Source organism: Ferrimonas pelagia, from assembly GCF_039543565.1.
In the GTDB taxonomy this organism is placed as follows: Bacteria; Pseudomonadota; Gammaproteobacteria; order Enterobacterales; family Shewanellaceae; genus Ferrimonas; species Ferrimonas pelagia.
The window spans coordinates 1-16489 of sequence record NZ_BAABJZ010000011.1; the positions used below are offsets into that span (position 1 = coordinate 1).

Consider the following 16489-nt stretch of genomic DNA (forward strand, 5'->3'; position numbering starts at 1 on the left):
CCACTGTGACCGCCTCTTATGCGATTTCTGTTCGTCAGGCCAGTGCTTTGCCTTCGGCTTCCTTCAGATCCCAACTCGCGATGGGCACCCTTGCCGTTCAGCTAGCTGTTCCCCTTACCGGGCCAGCGGTGGACTTTCACCACCAAGTCATCCGATCGCCACCACGCGAACCGGAACAGTGCCCGTCAAGGCACTGCGTGCCATGCCTGGCACACCCAACGAAAAAGCGCCCGACTCAGTCGGGCGCTTTTTTAGGTCATCACAGCGGCAAAGGCCGCGGCTTACCGACCGGATCAATCGCTACGTAGCTAAACACCGCCTCGGTCACGCAGTAGTGTTCATCGGTTCCCTCGGCGATGGGCCGCACCCACACCTCAAGGTTGATCTGCAACGAGGTCCGACCCCGCTGCTTCAACTGACCATAGATGCAGACCGCGTGCCCCACCGCCACCGGTCGATGGAAGGTCATGCCATCCACCGCCACCGTACAGGTCCGCCCTCGGCTGATCTGCTTGGCCATCAACCCACCGGCAATGTCCATCTGCGCCATGATCCAGCCACCAAAGATATCGCCATTGGCATTGGTATCCGCTGGCATCGCCAGCGTACGGAGCAACAACTCGCCCTCTGGCTGCTGCTGCACCGGTGTCTCCTCCGTGTTCATCCCTTCGCTTCCTGCTCAAACCGCGTCAACGCTGCCAGCAGCGCCTCCACACCCGCGCGTGTAATGTCCTTATGCAGTACCATACGGGTCGCACGACCTCGGTTCAATGACAGCTTGAAGCCCCCATTCAAGAGATAAATGTTAAGAGAATCAAGATCGGAGTAAGTAAACTCAGCAAACACCATATTGGTGTGGCATGCCTCAACCCGCACCCCGGACAAGCCCGCCAGGCCCTCAGCCAGATAAGCCGCATTGGCATGGTCATCCGCTAGGCGTGCCACTTGCTGCGTCAGTGCCAACTGCCCCGCCGCCGCCAGGATCCCCGCCTGACGCATGCCGCCACCGAGCACCTTGCGCCAGCGTCGTGCCTTATTGATCAACGCCTCATCGCCCACCAGCAAAGAGCCCACCGGCGCGCACAACCCCTTGGACAGGCAGATGGTAAAGGAGTCAAAGTGCTGAGCGATGTCAGCCAAGGAGACACCCTGTGCCACCGCAGCATTAAAGACCCGTGCGCCGTCCAGATGCAGCTTCAAGCCACGCTCAAAGGCAAAGGCTTGAGCTTGAGCCAGATACGCCATCGACAGCGGCTGACCGCCGATGGTGTTTTCCAGACTGATCAGCCGCGTGCGGGCAAAGTGAATGTCATCGGGCTTGATCGCCGCCGCCAGCTTGGCCAACGGCAAAGAGCCATCCGCCTCATTCTCGATCGGCTGTGGCTGGATCGAGCCCAGCACCGCAGCACCGCCACCTTCAAACTTGTAGTTATGCGCATCCTGACCACATAAGTACTCGTCACCGCGCTCACAATGCGCCATCAGTGCCAGCAGGTTGGCCTGAGTGCCAGAGCAGGTAAACAGCGCGGCCTCAAATCCGGCCATCTCCGCCGCCTGCTGCTCCAGCGCATTCACGGTCGGATCGTCACCATAGACGTCATCCCCAACGTCTGCATGAGCCATCGCCTGACGCATAGCATCGGTCGGTAAAGTTACGGTATCTGAGCGAAAATCAAACATAATGCCTATCTGAGCAGGAAAACCAGCGCATAGATTATCAAATCAGGCCAGAGAAAAAGTGATCCACCACCCACATGAATATCAATCATGCGAAGTGGATTTTTGATCGTTTTACTGCATCATAAGTCCAATGCAAAATACGCAGCATCAAAACAGTTCATGTCGCAGGCCAAATGCCCGGTGGCAGGAGAGTTCGAGTTAGCGCCTGACTCTGCCCGCCACAGCGACAGCGCCAATCGCGCTAGCGGTTGCCGCCTTTTTTATCGGAGATCCGCCCTATGTTGACCGCAGCCTTGTTCTCATTGGCCCCAGTGGCCGCCGTTGCCTTCCGTCGTCAATTCCCGGCGACCCCGAAGATCAACGCTTGGTGGAGCTGATCCGCGCGATCACCCGCCACAACGACAAAGCCCACATCACTGTGGGCTTTGTTGTTTCTGCGTGCTGTTGCGCGCTTAACTGGCCTCGCTGCCAGTAGCAACCGCCTGCAACTGAGGCTCCGCCACCGGCACAGACTGCACGTGCAGATCCATCTGTGGGTATGGGATCCCGATCCCGGCCTTATCCAGCGCCAGCTTGATGTCCCGCGTCAGGGCAAAATGCACCGCCCAGTAATCCGCCGTTTTCACCCAGGGGCGCACCACAAAGTTCACCGATGAATCCGCCAACGCCACCACCTCAACCGTGGGCTCCGGTGCCTTGAGCACCTGTTCGTTGGCGGCGATCACCGCCACAATGGCTTCCCGCGCCACCAGCAGATCCGCATCATAAGACACCCCAATCGTCATATCGATCCGGCGTGTATCCTTGGCGCTGTAGTTGACGATCACGCCATCCATCACCGCCGAATTGGGCGCCACGATCCGTTTGTTATCCGGCGTGACCAACGTCGTGGAAAAGATGGAGATCTCCTCGACCACCCCCGCCACGCCAGCCGCTTCGATATAATCACCCGCCTTACAAGGGCGAAATGCCACCAACAACACACCCGACGCAAAGTTAGACAGCGAGCCTTGCAGTGCTAAACCCACTGCCAGACCCGCAGCACCGATCACCGCGACCAGCGATGCCGTCTGCACACCCAATTGACCCAATACCGCGATCAGGGTGATCACCGTGATCAAGGCACTGACGATATTGCCGACAAAGCCGACCACCGTGATGTCCAGACCCCGTGCCGTCAGCACCTTCTTCACGCCACCGGCCACCGCCTTGGCGATCCAGCGACCAATGATAAATATGACGATCGCCAGGATGACCTTGGTGCCGTACACCACGATCAGATCCGGCGCCTGCTCGATCCAACCCTCAAACATTTCCATTTGCTTCTCCTAAATGCCACCATCGTGCACCTAAGAAACCATACACCAGCGCACCCAAATCGCCAGCACCACCATCATCAAATTCACTGAATCGCTAGAATAAATTCTCCTGCCTTGGGCCATAAGTGATCATCGGCTCAATGTGGATCGGCGTGCGCAAGGGCTCGGGCAACGCCGTCGGCCCCGACAGCAGCCACTGCCTTGCCGCCTCCGCCTCAAGCGACAACGGCATGCGGCCATGGTATTCCTGCAGCTCCGCTCGAGCCGAGACCGTCACCATCACCACCCGTGCCGCCTCGCCCGGCTGCGTCGCTGGCCACCACAGTCCAGCAACGCTGAATACCCCCGTTCGGGCAAACCGGTAGCCCACCTTGCCACGGCCTTCCTGACGCCATTCGAACCAGGCCGTCATCGGGATCAGGCAGCGCCGCTGGGCAAACGCCTCGCAAAACAACGGCTTTTGTCCCAGCGTTTCTCCCCGCGCGTTGATCACCGGCCGCGCCAACCCATCCAGCACCAATCCCCAATCCATCGCAAAACACTCAGCGCCTTCTGAGCCCACCGCCACCACAGAGATCCGCTCGGTCGGTCGGATCCGCGCGCTTGGCGTTAGCCTCAACGTGCCGTGATCGATCCCTAACTGTTCGCGGAGATCATACCCCACCGCCTCCTGCGCAAACTGACCGCACATCGCTGCCCCCTTCCTGATCAATGTGATAGTTTTACTCTTCGCCCAATATGGACAGCTCCCATGCTCAGAATGCGTCGCTTCGCCCTGCTGGCCGCACTGCTGTTATGTGCCTGCAGCAGCATGCCCAAGGAGCGCCACGCCTCGCCAAGTTACGCATCGCCGCAAGACACCCCGGGTACCCTGTCGGCATTGCTCAGCCCAAGTCGCACGGCCAATCCGGATCTGAGTGGCTTGGCCCTGCTGCAGGATCCTCGCCACGCACTGCAGGCACGTCTGGCGATGGCGGCAATGGCCGAACATACCCTGGATCTGCAGTATTACATCTGGCACGGCGATCAAAGTGGGCTGGCACTGTTACAAGCGGTGCTGCAAGCGGCAGAGCGGGGCGTTCGGGTGCGCATACTGCTGGACGATCACACCCTGAAAAACGCCGACGCTCCCTTGGCGCAACTCGCGCAACTGCCCAATCTGGAGATCAAACTCTATAACCCCTACGGCAAACGCCGCTCCGGCAGTTTTGCCCGCACCCTGGCGTTTCTGGGCGAGTTCAATCGCCTCAATCATAGAATGCACAACAAGGTGATGGTGGCCGACAATCAACTGGCCATCGTCGGCGGTCGCAACATCGGCGATGAATACTTTGGCCTAAGCGCGCACAGCAACTTCCAGGATCTCGACGTCTTCGTCGCCGGTCACGCCGTGCGCGATCTGTCGAGCAGCTTCGATCTGTACTGGAACTCAAACTGGGCCATCAGTGCTGCAAGCATCTGGCGTCACAGCCTCAATAAGCTCAATCCGCCGGCGCCGGCCGATCCCGCCATCATCCAAGCCAAACTGGCCAAAGGTCGCGCCCAATTCCCGGCGTCGCCCTACCCACTGGAGCTCGACCGACACCAAGTGAGCGCCGAGTTGGCCGATCTGCCCGACCGACTGTATTGGGGCGTAGCCGTGGTGACCGCCGATCCTCCCCGCAAGGATCTGGCCAAGCAACCCTCCGCCACCGCGGTGTCCGAATTGTTGAGCAGTTTGGGTCAAAGCGCCGCAGAGGAGATCTTGATCAGTGCGCCCTACTTCGTTCCCGAATCGCTCACCCTCAAGGGCATACAACAGCTCACCGACAACGGCGTCGAGATCAAGGTGCTCACCAACAGCCTGCAGGCCTCCGATGTGAAAGTTGCCCATTACGGCTATGTGGTGCGGCGCCAACAAGCGCTGGACAGCGGTGCACAACTATTTGAATACCGGCCTGACGCCCGCAGCGGTCAACAGACACAACCGGCCAGTGCGCGTAATGTACCGCTGGCACTGCACGCCAAAGTCGCGGTATACGACCGCAAACGGGTCTACATCGGCTCCGCCAACCTGGATCCGCGCTCACTCTGGCTCAATACCGAGATCGGCCTGATCGTCGACGATCCCCACTTCGCCACCGAGGTGGCTCAACTGCTGCTGCGGGACATGTCCGCCCACTCTGCCTATCAGCTAGAGCGTCATGGCGAGCAACTGTGCTGGCGCGCCTTGACCGAGGGCAGCGTACAGATCGTCTGTCAGGAGCCGGGATTGCGCTGGCGCGACTGCATCGGGATCTGGCTCAACCGGATCTTACCGATCGAACAGCAACTCTAGTTGCGGAACCAAGCATGGCGCAGCCCTCAGCCAGAGCTGCCGCTGCGCTGAGCCTCCCCTCTGCCGTCGCGCCAGCGGATTTCATTGGCCAAAGCGCGGTGCCCCGTCTGCCAGGTACGCCAGCTCCGCCTCCGTCGAGCGGCGCTGCAACACCGCGTTGCGATGCGGAAAGCGACCAAAGCGCTCGATAATATCCAGGTGCAGCCGTTGGAAACGCAGCGTATCCTCAACTTGAGCCCGGGCGGCCCCCGTCAGCCCCGGCAACAGGCGCTCTAACATCGCCACGCCCAAGAACTGATCCTCGATCTGCTCCGAATGCTGCAGCGGCATATAGAAAAACAACTTGTACGCCAACGGCAACTCGCGCTCTATCCCCAGCTCAAGTCCTTGCTTACACAGCCCGAGCGCCGTCGCATCATAGCTAAACGCCACTGGCTGGCCGCGATAGATATTGCGACTGAACTGATCCAGCACAATGATCAGCGCCAATCGCCCCTCGGCCGTTGCCAACCAATGACCTAACACCCCTTCACTGGCCTGGGTATGCACTTGACCGAAATGCTGGCGAATGGCCGCATCACCCAGTTCGCTGCTGCCAAACCAGAGCTTGTTCATCGGCTCGATTGGCAGACCCTGATTGTCCAAATGGCCAAACCAAAAATCCAATACGTGCTTGATATCCATCGTACTTACCCTTCCCTACAAGCATTACCTCTATCCTGCCTTGAGATACGACGAAAAAGAAGTCAGCCATTTAGCTAAAAACAAAACAGCATCCGTGCCAACCAGCACACTTAGCCCCTGAACCTTGATCAAGTACAGTCCGCCGCAAAATTGCCTGACAAGGCTTGCACACCAAAGTTGATCAAGATCACAAATGTCGCATTAATTTATGAACAATTACTCACCCAATTGTGGTGCGCGAATACGACTCATTCAGCACCAATTGTCTTTCAAGCCAACCCGCAGGGAGTGGAGCTCGAATTAAAGTGCCCCTAAATGACCCGATCCATCGGCCGTCTCATTCCCCCTTTCGGACCATTAGCACGAAAACTGAACCTTGCTCATCAGTGTCAAGCTAAGCACCACTATTGAACCTAACGATCTAAATCTATTAAATTTCTATCGCCTTGAATCACGGTGTATCCACCCTCCACCCCGCCGTGCTTCACACCTTAGTTCACACCATCGAGTGAGTTCAGTGCTCATTCTTTGAAAAGGATTTAAAGCAACATGCTCATTCAACGCACCGCTCTAGCAACCGCCCTGCTCGCCGCGACCCTCCCAGCCTCAGTGATGGCCAACACCGCGGATATCTATGGCCGCCTAGTTCTGACCATGCAGGCCAATGAGATCGCCGGTGACAGTGAAACCAAGATCGCCAGCCACTCCTCCCGCTTTGGTGTTCGAGGCGGCCACGAGATCTCCGCTGGATTGGAAGCCATCTATCAGGCGGAATTTGGCATGGGTGTCACCAGCAGCACCTCATTTAGCAACCGTAACCAGTTTGTAGGTCTGAAAGGTGACTTCGGCATGACCACCATCGGTCGCCGCGACACCGCTTTGAAGATGTCCCGCGGCAGCGTCGAGCAATTCCTAACCTATGATGGTGATCTGAACAAAACCATGGGCGGCGAAGTGCGTGCGGATCAACAAGTGTCCTATTCCACGCCAGTGATCGCCGATCTGTTGCGGGGCGAAGTGACCTACCTAGCAGACGACGGCAATGGTGAGCACGGCGCTTCTATGGCCGCCATGCTGGGTGATCCGCGCTACGCCAAGCAACCCTTCTATGCTGCGGTGGCCTACGACAGCGAAGTCGCCAACCGCAACATTCTGCGACTCACTGTCGGCGGCAAGATCGCCGGAGTCGAAGTCGGCGCAATCTACTCCGATGAAGAGATCGTCAACGAAGGCGACAGCGCGGGCGCATCCGGCGCATCCGGTGACGCCTTCCTAGTTTCCGCTGGCTACGATCTGGGTCAATACCGCATCATGGCACAATACAGCGATGGCGACGTTCCCGGCAAAGCCAATACCACCTACACGCTGGGTGGTGAATACCGCCTGTCTAAGCAGTTGCGGGTAAACGCTTACTACTCTGGTGTCGAGTTCGACAGCCGAGATGAAGATGACCGCTACCTGGCCGCCGGCCTGCGCTACGATTTCTAAACCTATCTAGATACCTCACTGCAGGCGGCGCGCCAATGCACCGCCTGAGAGATTCAGGAACGATCATGCATTTTAATAAAAAGTTTTGCGCTGCTCTATTGATGGCCGCCATCCTGCCGTTTACTGCACACGCTGGCAACGACAACAAAGTCATCAAACTGGCGACCACCACCAGTACCGATAACTCCGGCCTGTTGGCCTACCTGCTGCCGACGTTTGAAAAACAAAGCGGCTACAGCGTGCAAGTGATCGCCACCGGCACCGGCAAAGCACTACGCCACGGCCGCAACGGCGATGTGGATGTGGTGATGACCCACGCTCCGGCAGCAGAGACCGACTTCGTCAATGACGGCTATGGTCGTCAGCCGCGCCAACTGATGGCCAACGATTTCGTGGTCCTGGGACCAAAAGCCGATCCTGCCGGGCTACGTCAAGCCAGCAATGCCGTCAACGCATTCAGCGCCATCGCCAGCAAAGAGTTGGGTTTCGTTTCCCGCGGTGATGAGTCCGGTACCCATATGAAAGAATTGGCGCTGTGGCAGCAGGCCAACATCGACCCTAATTTCACCGGCTACGCCGCCATTGGACAAGGTATGGGCCCAGCCATGCTGACCGCCAACGAGATGGGCGCCTACGTACTGGCCGATCGCGGTACCTACCTGGCCTTTATGCATAAGCTGGATCTGGAAGTCGTGTTTGAAGGCGACGACAGCCTGCTCAACCCTTATCAAGTGATCCTACTCAACGAGCAGAAGTACCCAGATCTCAACCACACCGGCGCTCAGGCCTTCAGTGACTGGCTGGTGAGCGACCAAGGCCAGCAGATGATCGACAGCTTCACCATCAACGACCAACCGCTGTTTAAAGCCACCTACCGTTAACAGCGGCTTGCCCAGCGACCAAGAGTGCACCGCACTCTTGGTCATTCATGCCAAACATCGGTCACAGGCAGCAATTAAGCCACCTATAACAGTCTCATTTCATCTTACGTGTGCGTGCCACATCCACTCGAACCTTGCCTCCAAACACCGCCGACGGCCAGGCGGCAAGCTGCCTAAAGGCTGCCATCAACGGCGACGGGCAGCGATGCTCAACCTGCGAGTTGACCACTTGATTGACCCTAACCATACCCATCTGCACTTCGCGTTCAAAACACCTCATTGACGTGAAAATAGAAGGTGGCCTCGTGCTCACCAAAGCCAAGATCGGCGCGGACGTTCACCTTATCCTTGATCTTAAAGCGCAACCCCGTGCCATAGCTGTAGAGGGTGTCATCCCACAACTGCGACACCTCACCGGCAACCGAGCCCGCCGCCCCCCAGAACACCATGCCCAGTCGCCAATAAACCGGCAGCCGATATTCCATCTGCGCCATCATCATCTGCTCATCACGATAACGCCCCAGCATATAGCCGCGCATCGCATCATCCCCGCCGAGATCCGGCAAGCGGTTCCATGGCACCTCACCGGAGGTCAGATCGGCCTGAACCTGCCAAGCCAGCAGACCCGGCAGCGGCTTGAGCGAACGATAATGCGACGCCGTTAAGCGGTATTGGCCAAAGCTGGCATCGTTACTGGCATCAAAGTAAGCCCCGACTTGCGCCTGCAATAGGGTTCCCTGCGTTGGGCCGATCAAGTTATCGCGCGAGTCATACAAGCCACTGACAAACGCACCGTAGCTGGTGTTACTGTCCAGCTCCGCCGCGATCCCATCCCGACCGGCCAGCTCGATATCATCCGGGCTGACGCTGTGCAGATCCAAGCCCACGCCCCAGAACAGGTCGCCCTGCACCCGGTTGATCCAACTGGCTTCCAGCGTCAGCGCCCGCTCCGAGTAATCACGTTTGTTGTCGTCGTGCTGGCCCTGCCGATAACCCACGCCGTAATACACCGCCGCGTCGCGATACACCGACAGATCAAGATGCAGCCGACGATCGCCCCGGTCAAAGAAGTGATGGTTTTCCAGAGACAAACCCACCGAGCCATTGTTCGAAATGTAGGGGTTGGCGATCAACGACGAGGGCTGTACTGTCCCGCCATAGGAGTTGCCATACAATCCGACGTAAAGCAGCCCAACCCCCAGTCCCTGCTCCGGGGTATAGAACACCGCAGGAATGTAACTGGCGTTGAGCCCCGCCGCCTCCTCATAGGCCGCCTCGGCACCAAACCAAGCCAACAGCGGCTCCAGCGACTCGGTTACGACATTGGGCTGCGTCTCAAACAGCGGCCGCACCGCCTCATCATCGGCGGTCACAACCGCACTGAGCAAGCCACAAGCCAACAGTGGCAAAACGATCGATCTCATCAATAAACAACACTTTGAACAACTTGGCGTGCGATGTTAGCACATTGCATCAACACCAACGGGGGCGCTTTTACCACGCAACATACTTCAGCGCTTGCTGATCAGTCCCATTATCCAATGGGCTATCTCGACGTCGCTCGGTCGCAGAACCGACACTCTGGCCGTGACACCATTCCAGAGAAATGAATACCAGCTCCGATCCACCTGCCCTCAGCAATGTAGCTCGAGTTTGGTGGCGATATGCATGTAAGAAGATCGGCGCACTAAAACTATGAATAATCGTTCACGCCAACGCCTTGGAAGCTGGTCCCGCTCCCAAGGCGCACGATCGACTGTGATTGAAGGCGTTCGTCACCTCATCTGTTTCCATATCGCTGAACGCATGTTTCGGCGAAGTTAGCGAAATCCTAACCAAAGAAACTGCCTACATGATCCAGATCATGGCCAGCAAACTGCTGATATTGCAAGCTAAATGGTAATCACTTCTATCTGCTTTCCTAAACCTCAATCAAAAAAGCGATTTGCGCAATTGCAAATAATCGCTTTTGGGATTGCCTGCGGAAGCCTAGAGTGATCTCAAGCCCAGCGGTTGGCTGAAAGCCAATCGATACAAGGAGAGCACAGCATGAGTCAAGGTAAATGCCCGTTTCACCACAACAGCAGTGGTGCAGGCCAGACCAATAAGGATTGGTGGCCGAATCAATTGAAGCTGGAGATCCTTCATCAGCATGGTGAGCAGTCCAATCCCCTGGACCCTAACTTTAACTATGCCGATGCGTTTAACAGTCTGGATCTGGACGAAGTGAAAGCGGATCTGCGCGCCCTGATGACCGACTCTCAGGAGTGGTGGCCAGCGGACTTTGGTCACTATGGTCCACTGATGATCCGCATGGCCTGGCACAGCGCCGGCACCTACCGCACCCACGACGGCCGTGGTGGTGGCAACACCGGCAATCAGCGCTTCGCGCCGCTTAACAGTTGGCCCGATAACGTCAACCTGGATAAAGCCCGTCGTCTGCTTTGGCCCATCAAGCAAAAATACGGTCAGAAGCTCTCTTGGGCCGATCTGATGATATTGACCGGTAACGTCGCTCTGGAGTCCATGGGCTTTAAGACCTTTGGCTTTGCCGGTGGCCGTGAAGATATCTGGGAGCCGGAGCAGGATGTCTACTGGGGCACCGAGCAGACCTGGCTGGAAGATGGCCGCCACGGTGAAGAGGGTGAACTGGAAGATCCGCTCGCGGCGGTACAGATGGGGCTGATCTACGTCAATCCCGAAGGGCCCGGTGGCAACCCGGATCCCTTACTGGCAGCCAAGGACATCCGCGAAACCTTCGCGCGCATGGCGATGAATGACGAAGAAACCGTGGCGCTGATCGCCGGTGGCCACACCTTTGGAAAAACCCACGGCGCAGGTGATGCCGCGCACGTAGGGGACGATCCAGAAGCGGCCAACCTGCAGGCGCAGGGTCTAGGCTGGAGCAGCAGTTACGGCTCCGGCAAAGGCGGCGACACCATTACCAGTGGCCTAGAGCTGACCTGGACACAAACTCCGACACGTTGGAGCTACTACTTCTTCGACAACCTATTCAAGTTTGATTGGGAGCTGACCAAGAGTCCAGCAGGCGCCCATCAATGGCAGCCTAAGGACGGTGCCGGTGATGGTCTGGTGCCCGATGCGCACGACTCGAGTAAGCGCCATGCGCCGATGATGTTGACGACCGATCTGGCCCTACGTTTTGATCCGGCCTACGAGAAGATCTCCCGTCGCTTCCATGAGAATCCGGACCAGTTTGCCGATGCCTTTGCCCGCGCCTGGTTCAAGCTGACCCACAGAGATATGGGGCCCAAGGCTCGCTATCTGGGCAAAGAGGTGCCAACAGAGGATCTGATCTGGCAGGATCCCATCCCAGCGGTTGATCACGAGCTGATCGACGACTCGGCCATTGCTGAGCTCAAAGGGCAGATCGCCGCCAGCGGCCTGACCGTGTCCGAACTGGTGTCTACTGCCTGGGCCTCTGCGTCGACCTTCCGCGGCTCTGACATGCGTGGTGGCGCTAACGGAGCGCGTCTCCGCTTGGCACCGCAGAAGGATTGGGCGGTCAACCAGCCGGTGCAACTGGCTAAGGTGCTGGAGATGCTGGAAGCAATCCAAACCCAGTTTAACCAGGCACAATCCAGTGCAGTGCGCGTCTCCTTAGCGGATCTGATCGTCCTGGCCGGTGGTGTCGCCATCGAGCAGGCGGCTAAGGCCGGTGGTCATGACATCAGCGTGCCCTTTACCCCGGGGCGTACCGACGCCAGCGCCGAACAGACCGATGTGGATTCCTTCGCCGTGCTGGAGCCGGTGGCCGATGGCTTCCGTAACTACCAGAAGGGGGCTGTTTCCGTGCCCGCCGAAGCCTTACTGGTCGACCGGGCGCAATTGCTGACCCTTACGGCACCGGAGATGACCGTTTTGATCGGTGGCTTGCGGGTGTTGGACACCAATGCCGACGGCAGCCAACAAGGCGTGCTGACCAACCAGCCCGGTGTGCTCAGCAACGACTTCTTCGTCAACCTGCTGGATATGAACACGGTATGGAAGCCGACAGAGGGTGGTGATCAGGCCTTCGAAGGGCTGGATCGCAGCAGCGGTGAGGTGAAGTGGACGGGTAGCCGCGCCGATCTGGTGTTTGGCTCCAACTCCATCCTGCGCGCACTGGCGGAAGTCTACGCCAGCGGCGATGGCGAGCTCCGCTTTATCAACGACTTTGTCGCCGCGTGGCACAAGGTGATGGAGCTGGACCGCTTCGACCTGGCGTAATGTTCTGCGACAACGAAGTCTAAGCCTGAGTGCGGCCCCGTTTGGGGCCGCACGTATTTTGAAACAATGACGCAAAGCAACGAACGTGACACCGCCAACGGCAGAACAAGCCTTATTCGCTCACCAACACGTCAACCCACTCCTAACGGACGACAAAGGTAACCGGGTAGCAGAGTGTCATGACGGATATCAGTCGCGGCTCGAAGCTATGCCTCCTGTTAGCGACGCGCTCGACCAAACTTAATTCCTAGGTGGACGCTCGGGGGCATTGTCCGGTTTACAAACCAACGGCTGATCTTCAGCTCGTTGTTCGCAGGTTCCCGCCATCTCCCCGTGGCGCCGATCGGTAAAACTGCATGCATCTCCAGCCGATGCATTGGCGCAAGCTTCCGTAGCCTCCGGTGGCGGCCCCCGCCGCTCGCCCGATCTCTCATTTGGATTGGCCATGGCCAAACCGGATATCAGAACCGCCGCAACAGCAGTGATTGCAAAGACCTTGTGCTGCATATCGATACCTCCTGACTCAAATTCACAACCAGAAGTATGGCAGAGATCGGATCACTCCATAAGCACGCCGGCCAATGCGCCTATCCGCGTAATACCAATTACATTATCTATTTGGTCAGTCTGGTCCATTCCCTGCTGCACAGATGCCGCACTTGTTCTGCATCTTTTCGAAAGCTGTTCCAAGCATCTGCAACCTGGTCGACAATGTGGTCATAGCTTTTGAAGACCCGATTGGAGAGGCACCGCTGCCGTAGCCATTGCCAAACCTGCTCCATCGGGTTCAGTTCCGGTGAGTAGGGAGNACTTCAGTCTTTCCATTGGCCGGGCAAACCGCACCAAATAGGTATCGGTAATCAAACTGCTGTTGCTTTACGACTCTAGGACGGCTGCCAGTGGAGGCCCAGATCCTTGTCGTTTGGTTCTGTTGGCCAAAACGGGCCTCGTCCTGAAACCAGACATCAACGCGATCGAGGGGAAGGTGACCTGGGGTGTGAAGGATCGTTTCCAGAGGGAAGTTTTTTAAAAGTTTCCTGAGCCTTTAGCGATTGCTTCGAGTGTTTGGAGCTATAGTCCTCCCACTTTTAACCGCAGTCAAAAATAGAAGTCAGGCAACCATCAGTGGTGGCCTGCCGTTGTTGGCCTTGTGTGGCCGTTCATGAACGTAAAACCAAAGCCAGTCAGTCGCATAGTCCTGCACTTCTTCGATACTTTCGAACAAGTGCTTGCTCACCCAACTGTAACGCACGGTTTTGTTGTGCCGCTCTATGTACGCATTCTGTTGAGGCTTACCTGGCTGGATGTATTCTATCCGGATCTTATGGCTCTTCGCCCAACTAACGAATTCGGCACTGATAAACTCAGGCCCATTATCACATCGAATAATTGATGGCTTTGGCCGTTGTTCTAGCAACTGATTGAGAGCCCGTATCACCCGCAAAGCAGGCAAAGAGAAGCCGGCTTCAATGACTAAGCCTTCGCGCCGATAGTCATCGATCACATTGAACAGACGGTAGCTACGCCCGTCAGCTAACTGGTCATGCATGAAACCTACAGACCAAACCGGTTAGGCACGCTAAGGTTCTTTCAGTGATTCTGGCGCATTGCGCTTTAATCGTCGCCTGGTCCAAATACGTAAATTCAGCGCCAGTTCGCAGTAGATGCGGTAGACGCGCTTGTGGTTCCATGGCTTCCCTTTCACATTACGCAAGTAATCGAAACAAAGGCCGAAGCCCCAGTCATTCTCACCCTCGGTCAACTTAATGAGCCAATCCGAGATCTCCGTGTTTTCATCACGCAACTTGGGCTGATATCGGTAACAGCATTCGCTGACCGAAAATGCCCGGCAGGCAAAGCGAATACTGATGCCGTGGATCGCCACCGACTGCTGAGCGAGCTCGCGCCGCTCAAAGGGCTTCACCACTTTTTTGCCATGGCTTCCTGAATGATTTCAGCCTTGAGGCGTTCCTCTGCATACTTTTTCTTGAGTCGCCGGTTTTCCTCTTCGAGCTCTTTCATTCGGGCCATCAAGGGGGCATCCATGCCGCCGTATTTGGCGCGCCATTTGTAAAAGGTGGCACTACTCATGCCGTGATCACAGCAAAGCTCGGGGACTGGTGTACCAGCTTCAGCTTGCTTGAGGATCGCCATGATCTGACTGTCCGTGTATCGCTAGTTTTTCATTTTGAATCTGCTACATCTAACTTACGAGAAAGTTTTACTTTTGGCTGCTGCTATTCTTCGGGGGGACTACCATTACGTCAGTTCGCTGTGTCCCAAGCATAAGTTGCTGGGGCACTATATCCGCCAACATTGGCGGATTGAAAACAGTCGGCACTATGTGCTGGATGTTCTATTCAAGGAAGATGAAAGCCGGATCATGCCGGAAGGCGCGGTGGAGAATATGGCCCTATTCAGGCGCTTTGTGATGAACATGCTCAAGCAGTGTGATTGCGGCTCGCCCAGTCAGCGCAACAAGCCTAAACGAGCAGGCTGGGACGACGATTACAGAGCGAGAGTGTTCTTTGGGTGAATCATGATCAAAGTATGCTCCTGCCCTGATATGCCTCGGAATTATCGGCTGGTCATGTTCAGCGTGATACGACAATTATGTTACACTCAGATAGAACACGCGATGAACGACCGTTAAGTCAATTCGACAAGAATTTGGTTTGATTGTTAATGCGCTGTCTAGAAATATACTTGCTATTTTATTTTTGACACTCTCCTTTCACCCTAGAGCTTCAGAACAGTGGAGCGGGTTTGTTCAACTTGGTCATTTGTATCCATCTCGAGAGGGGCTTACATTTACATCTTCTCATACCGATGACATCTCAACCTGTGATAATGGTCGAAGGTTTATTATTTTGATTGAACACCCCAACTATCAAGTGATGTCCAGCACACTGTTAACAGCATGGTTAGTTGATGCTAATGTAAGCTTAAATTATAAAACGAATATTGAGCCTCTGTGCGGCGTTCCAATTAATAGAATAATAGTAAGGGAATGACATTCAATGTTTAGGGTTAACCTTCTTTCTGGTATGTTCTTAGTGTTAAGTGTTATGTCAGGCCAAGTCTTGGCTAATCACTCTTGTGGTGGTGTAGTAACCAGAGTTGATGTTGATGCTAATGGAGTTGTGTTTGCGTCCATTGCATCGGTTGGAGATAGTTTACGCGTATGCTCATTGACAGAGAAACTAGGCATGTTTAATAGCACTGCGTGTAATGCATCTTTTAGCTTGCTTCTATCAGCCAAAGTGACTTCATCTAAAGTGAAACTTTGGTTTAATAATGATTCGGAGCCAGATTGCTATAAGGGCTCTTGGGGTGACATGACCGTTCACGGGCTATACCATATAAGATATGAATGATGGGTATTAATGTATTTCAAAGGAAGCTAAAAGAGCTACCACAGAAGGGTAAAGTTTTGTTATTCATCCCTAAATCACCTACTTCAGTAGATAGTTATCATCGAAAAGGCTCAGCCTGAAAGCACCAAAATCAAAGTGATAGGTATTCCCGCAGGAGGCGGTGCTACCACTTACCTTTACTAGAATGAGACTTTCGTATTGTGAGTTTGCTCGTAGCGATACCGTGCCACTTGCCTGTCGTTCTGCGAGTGCAGGCAACGGGATGATAACCAAGATACTTAGCAGCAAAAATTTATACATCTCTCACCCTTTAATTAAGCGCAATTCGGATTTAACGTTTAAATTTAACCGGACTGCGCATGGCATCCATCCACTTTGACGAGTGTACAGGGCGGGATCGTACTTTGTTAATGGAAGTTGATACCAGCGATCTGCTGTGATCTAATCGGGCTCTCCGTCATCATAGATCCCCCCCAAATGACCCTGATTGAACACCTCACCGTTATTGAAGAT

General features: G+C 55.8%; 10 protein-coding genes and 3 pseudogenes. 5 read left to right on the plus strand and 8 right to left on the minus strand.

Annotation, left to right across the window (positions count from 1 at the left end):
• Window positions 1-259: 259 nt before the first annotated feature.
• The 4 genes from yciA to ABEA08_RS04675 all read right to left on the minus strand — a co-directional run bounded on the left by yciA (window position 260) and on the right by ABEA08_RS04675 (window position 3690).
• On the minus strand, window positions 260-664 hold the full coding sequence (gene yciA, locus ABEA08_RS04660) for an acyl-CoA thioester hydrolase YciA (RefSeq protein WP_345333785.1): 405 nt from the start codon (window positions 662-664) through the stop codon (window positions 260-262).
• On the minus strand, window positions 661-1680 hold the full coding sequence (ltaE, locus tag ABEA08_RS04665; protein WP_345333787.1) for a low-specificity L-threonine aldolase: 1020 nt from the start codon (window positions 1678-1680) through the stop codon (window positions 661-663). The genes yciA and ltaE overlap by 4 nt, the downstream gene beginning before the upstream one ends.
• A gap of 452 nt (window positions 1681-2132) precedes the next feature.
• A complete protein-coding gene (locus ABEA08_RS04670; protein WP_345333789.1) occupies window positions 2133-2999 on the minus strand; it encodes a mechanosensitive ion channel family protein in 867 nt (288 codons plus the stop codon).
• 94 nt (window positions 3000-3093) lie between these two features.
• Window positions 3094-3690 carry an SOS response-associated peptidase gene (locus ABEA08_RS04675; protein ID WP_345333790.1) on the minus strand — a complete coding sequence of 199 codons (597 nt, stop codon included), beginning with the start codon at window positions 3688-3690 and terminating at the stop codon, window positions 3094-3096.
• A gap of 60 nt (window positions 3691-3750) precedes the next feature.
• On the opposite strand from ABEA08_RS04675, the gene ABEA08_RS04680 reads away from it, so the two are divergent.
• The gene (locus ABEA08_RS04680) at window positions 3751-5316 is read left to right on the plus strand and encodes a phospholipase D family protein (protein ID WP_345333791.1); all 1566 of its coding nucleotides are present in this window, start codon (window positions 3751-3753) and stop codon (window positions 5314-5316) included.
• Window positions 5317-5397: 81 nt separating this feature from the next.
• Here ABEA08_RS04680 and ABEA08_RS04685 read toward each other — a convergent pair whose 3' ends face one another.
• A complete protein-coding gene (locus ABEA08_RS04685; protein WP_345333793.1) occupies window positions 5398-6000 on the minus strand; it encodes a DUF924 family protein in 603 nt (200 codons plus the stop codon).
• A 549-nt stretch (window positions 6001-6549) separates the two neighbouring features.
• Here ABEA08_RS04685 and ABEA08_RS04690 point away from each other — a divergent pair.
• On the plus strand, window positions 6550-7488 hold the full coding sequence (locus tag ABEA08_RS04690) for a porin (RefSeq protein WP_345333795.1): 939 nt from the start codon (window positions 6550-6552) through the stop codon (window positions 7486-7488).
• A gap of 65 nt (window positions 7489-7553) precedes the next feature.
• On the plus strand, window positions 7554-8369 hold the full coding sequence (locus ABEA08_RS04695) for an ABC transporter substrate-binding protein (RefSeq protein ID WP_345333797.1): 816 nt from the start codon (window positions 7554-7556) through the stop codon (window positions 8367-8369).
• Between the two features lie 266 nt (window positions 8370-8635).
• Here the strand turns inward: ABEA08_RS04695 and ABEA08_RS04700 are convergent, their stop codons facing one another.
• Complete coding sequence (locus ABEA08_RS04700; protein WP_345333799.1) at window positions 8636-9793, minus strand: BamA/TamA family outer membrane protein; 1158 nt, start codon at window positions 9791-9793, stop codon at window positions 8636-8638.
• Window positions 9794-10418: 625 nt separating this feature from the next.
• On the opposite strand from ABEA08_RS04700, the gene katG reads away from it, so the two are divergent.
• On the plus strand, window positions 10419-12599 hold the full coding sequence (gene katG, locus ABEA08_RS04705; protein ID WP_345333801.1) for a catalase/peroxidase HPI: 2181 nt from the start codon (window positions 10419-10421) through the stop codon (window positions 12597-12599).
• Window positions 12600-13213: 614 nt separating this feature from the next.
• Here the strand turns inward: katG and ABEA08_RS04710 are convergent.
• Together ABEA08_RS04710 and ABEA08_RS04715 are read right to left on the minus strand one after the other, a co-directional pair.
• A pseudogene (locus ABEA08_RS04710) lies at window positions 13214-13684 on the minus strand (transposase); the annotation flags it as partial.
• Window positions 13685-13710: 26 nt separating this feature from the next.
• Window positions 13711-14753: pseudogene (locus tag ABEA08_RS04715) on the minus strand (IS3 family transposase).
• Window positions 14754-14856: 103 nt separating this feature from the next.
• On the opposite strand from ABEA08_RS04715, the pseudogene ABEA08_RS04720 reads away from it, so the two are divergent.
• A pseudogene (locus tag ABEA08_RS04720) lies at window positions 14857-15135 on the plus strand (ISAs1 family transposase); the annotation flags it as partial.
• Window positions 15136-16489 lie beyond the last annotated feature (1354 nt).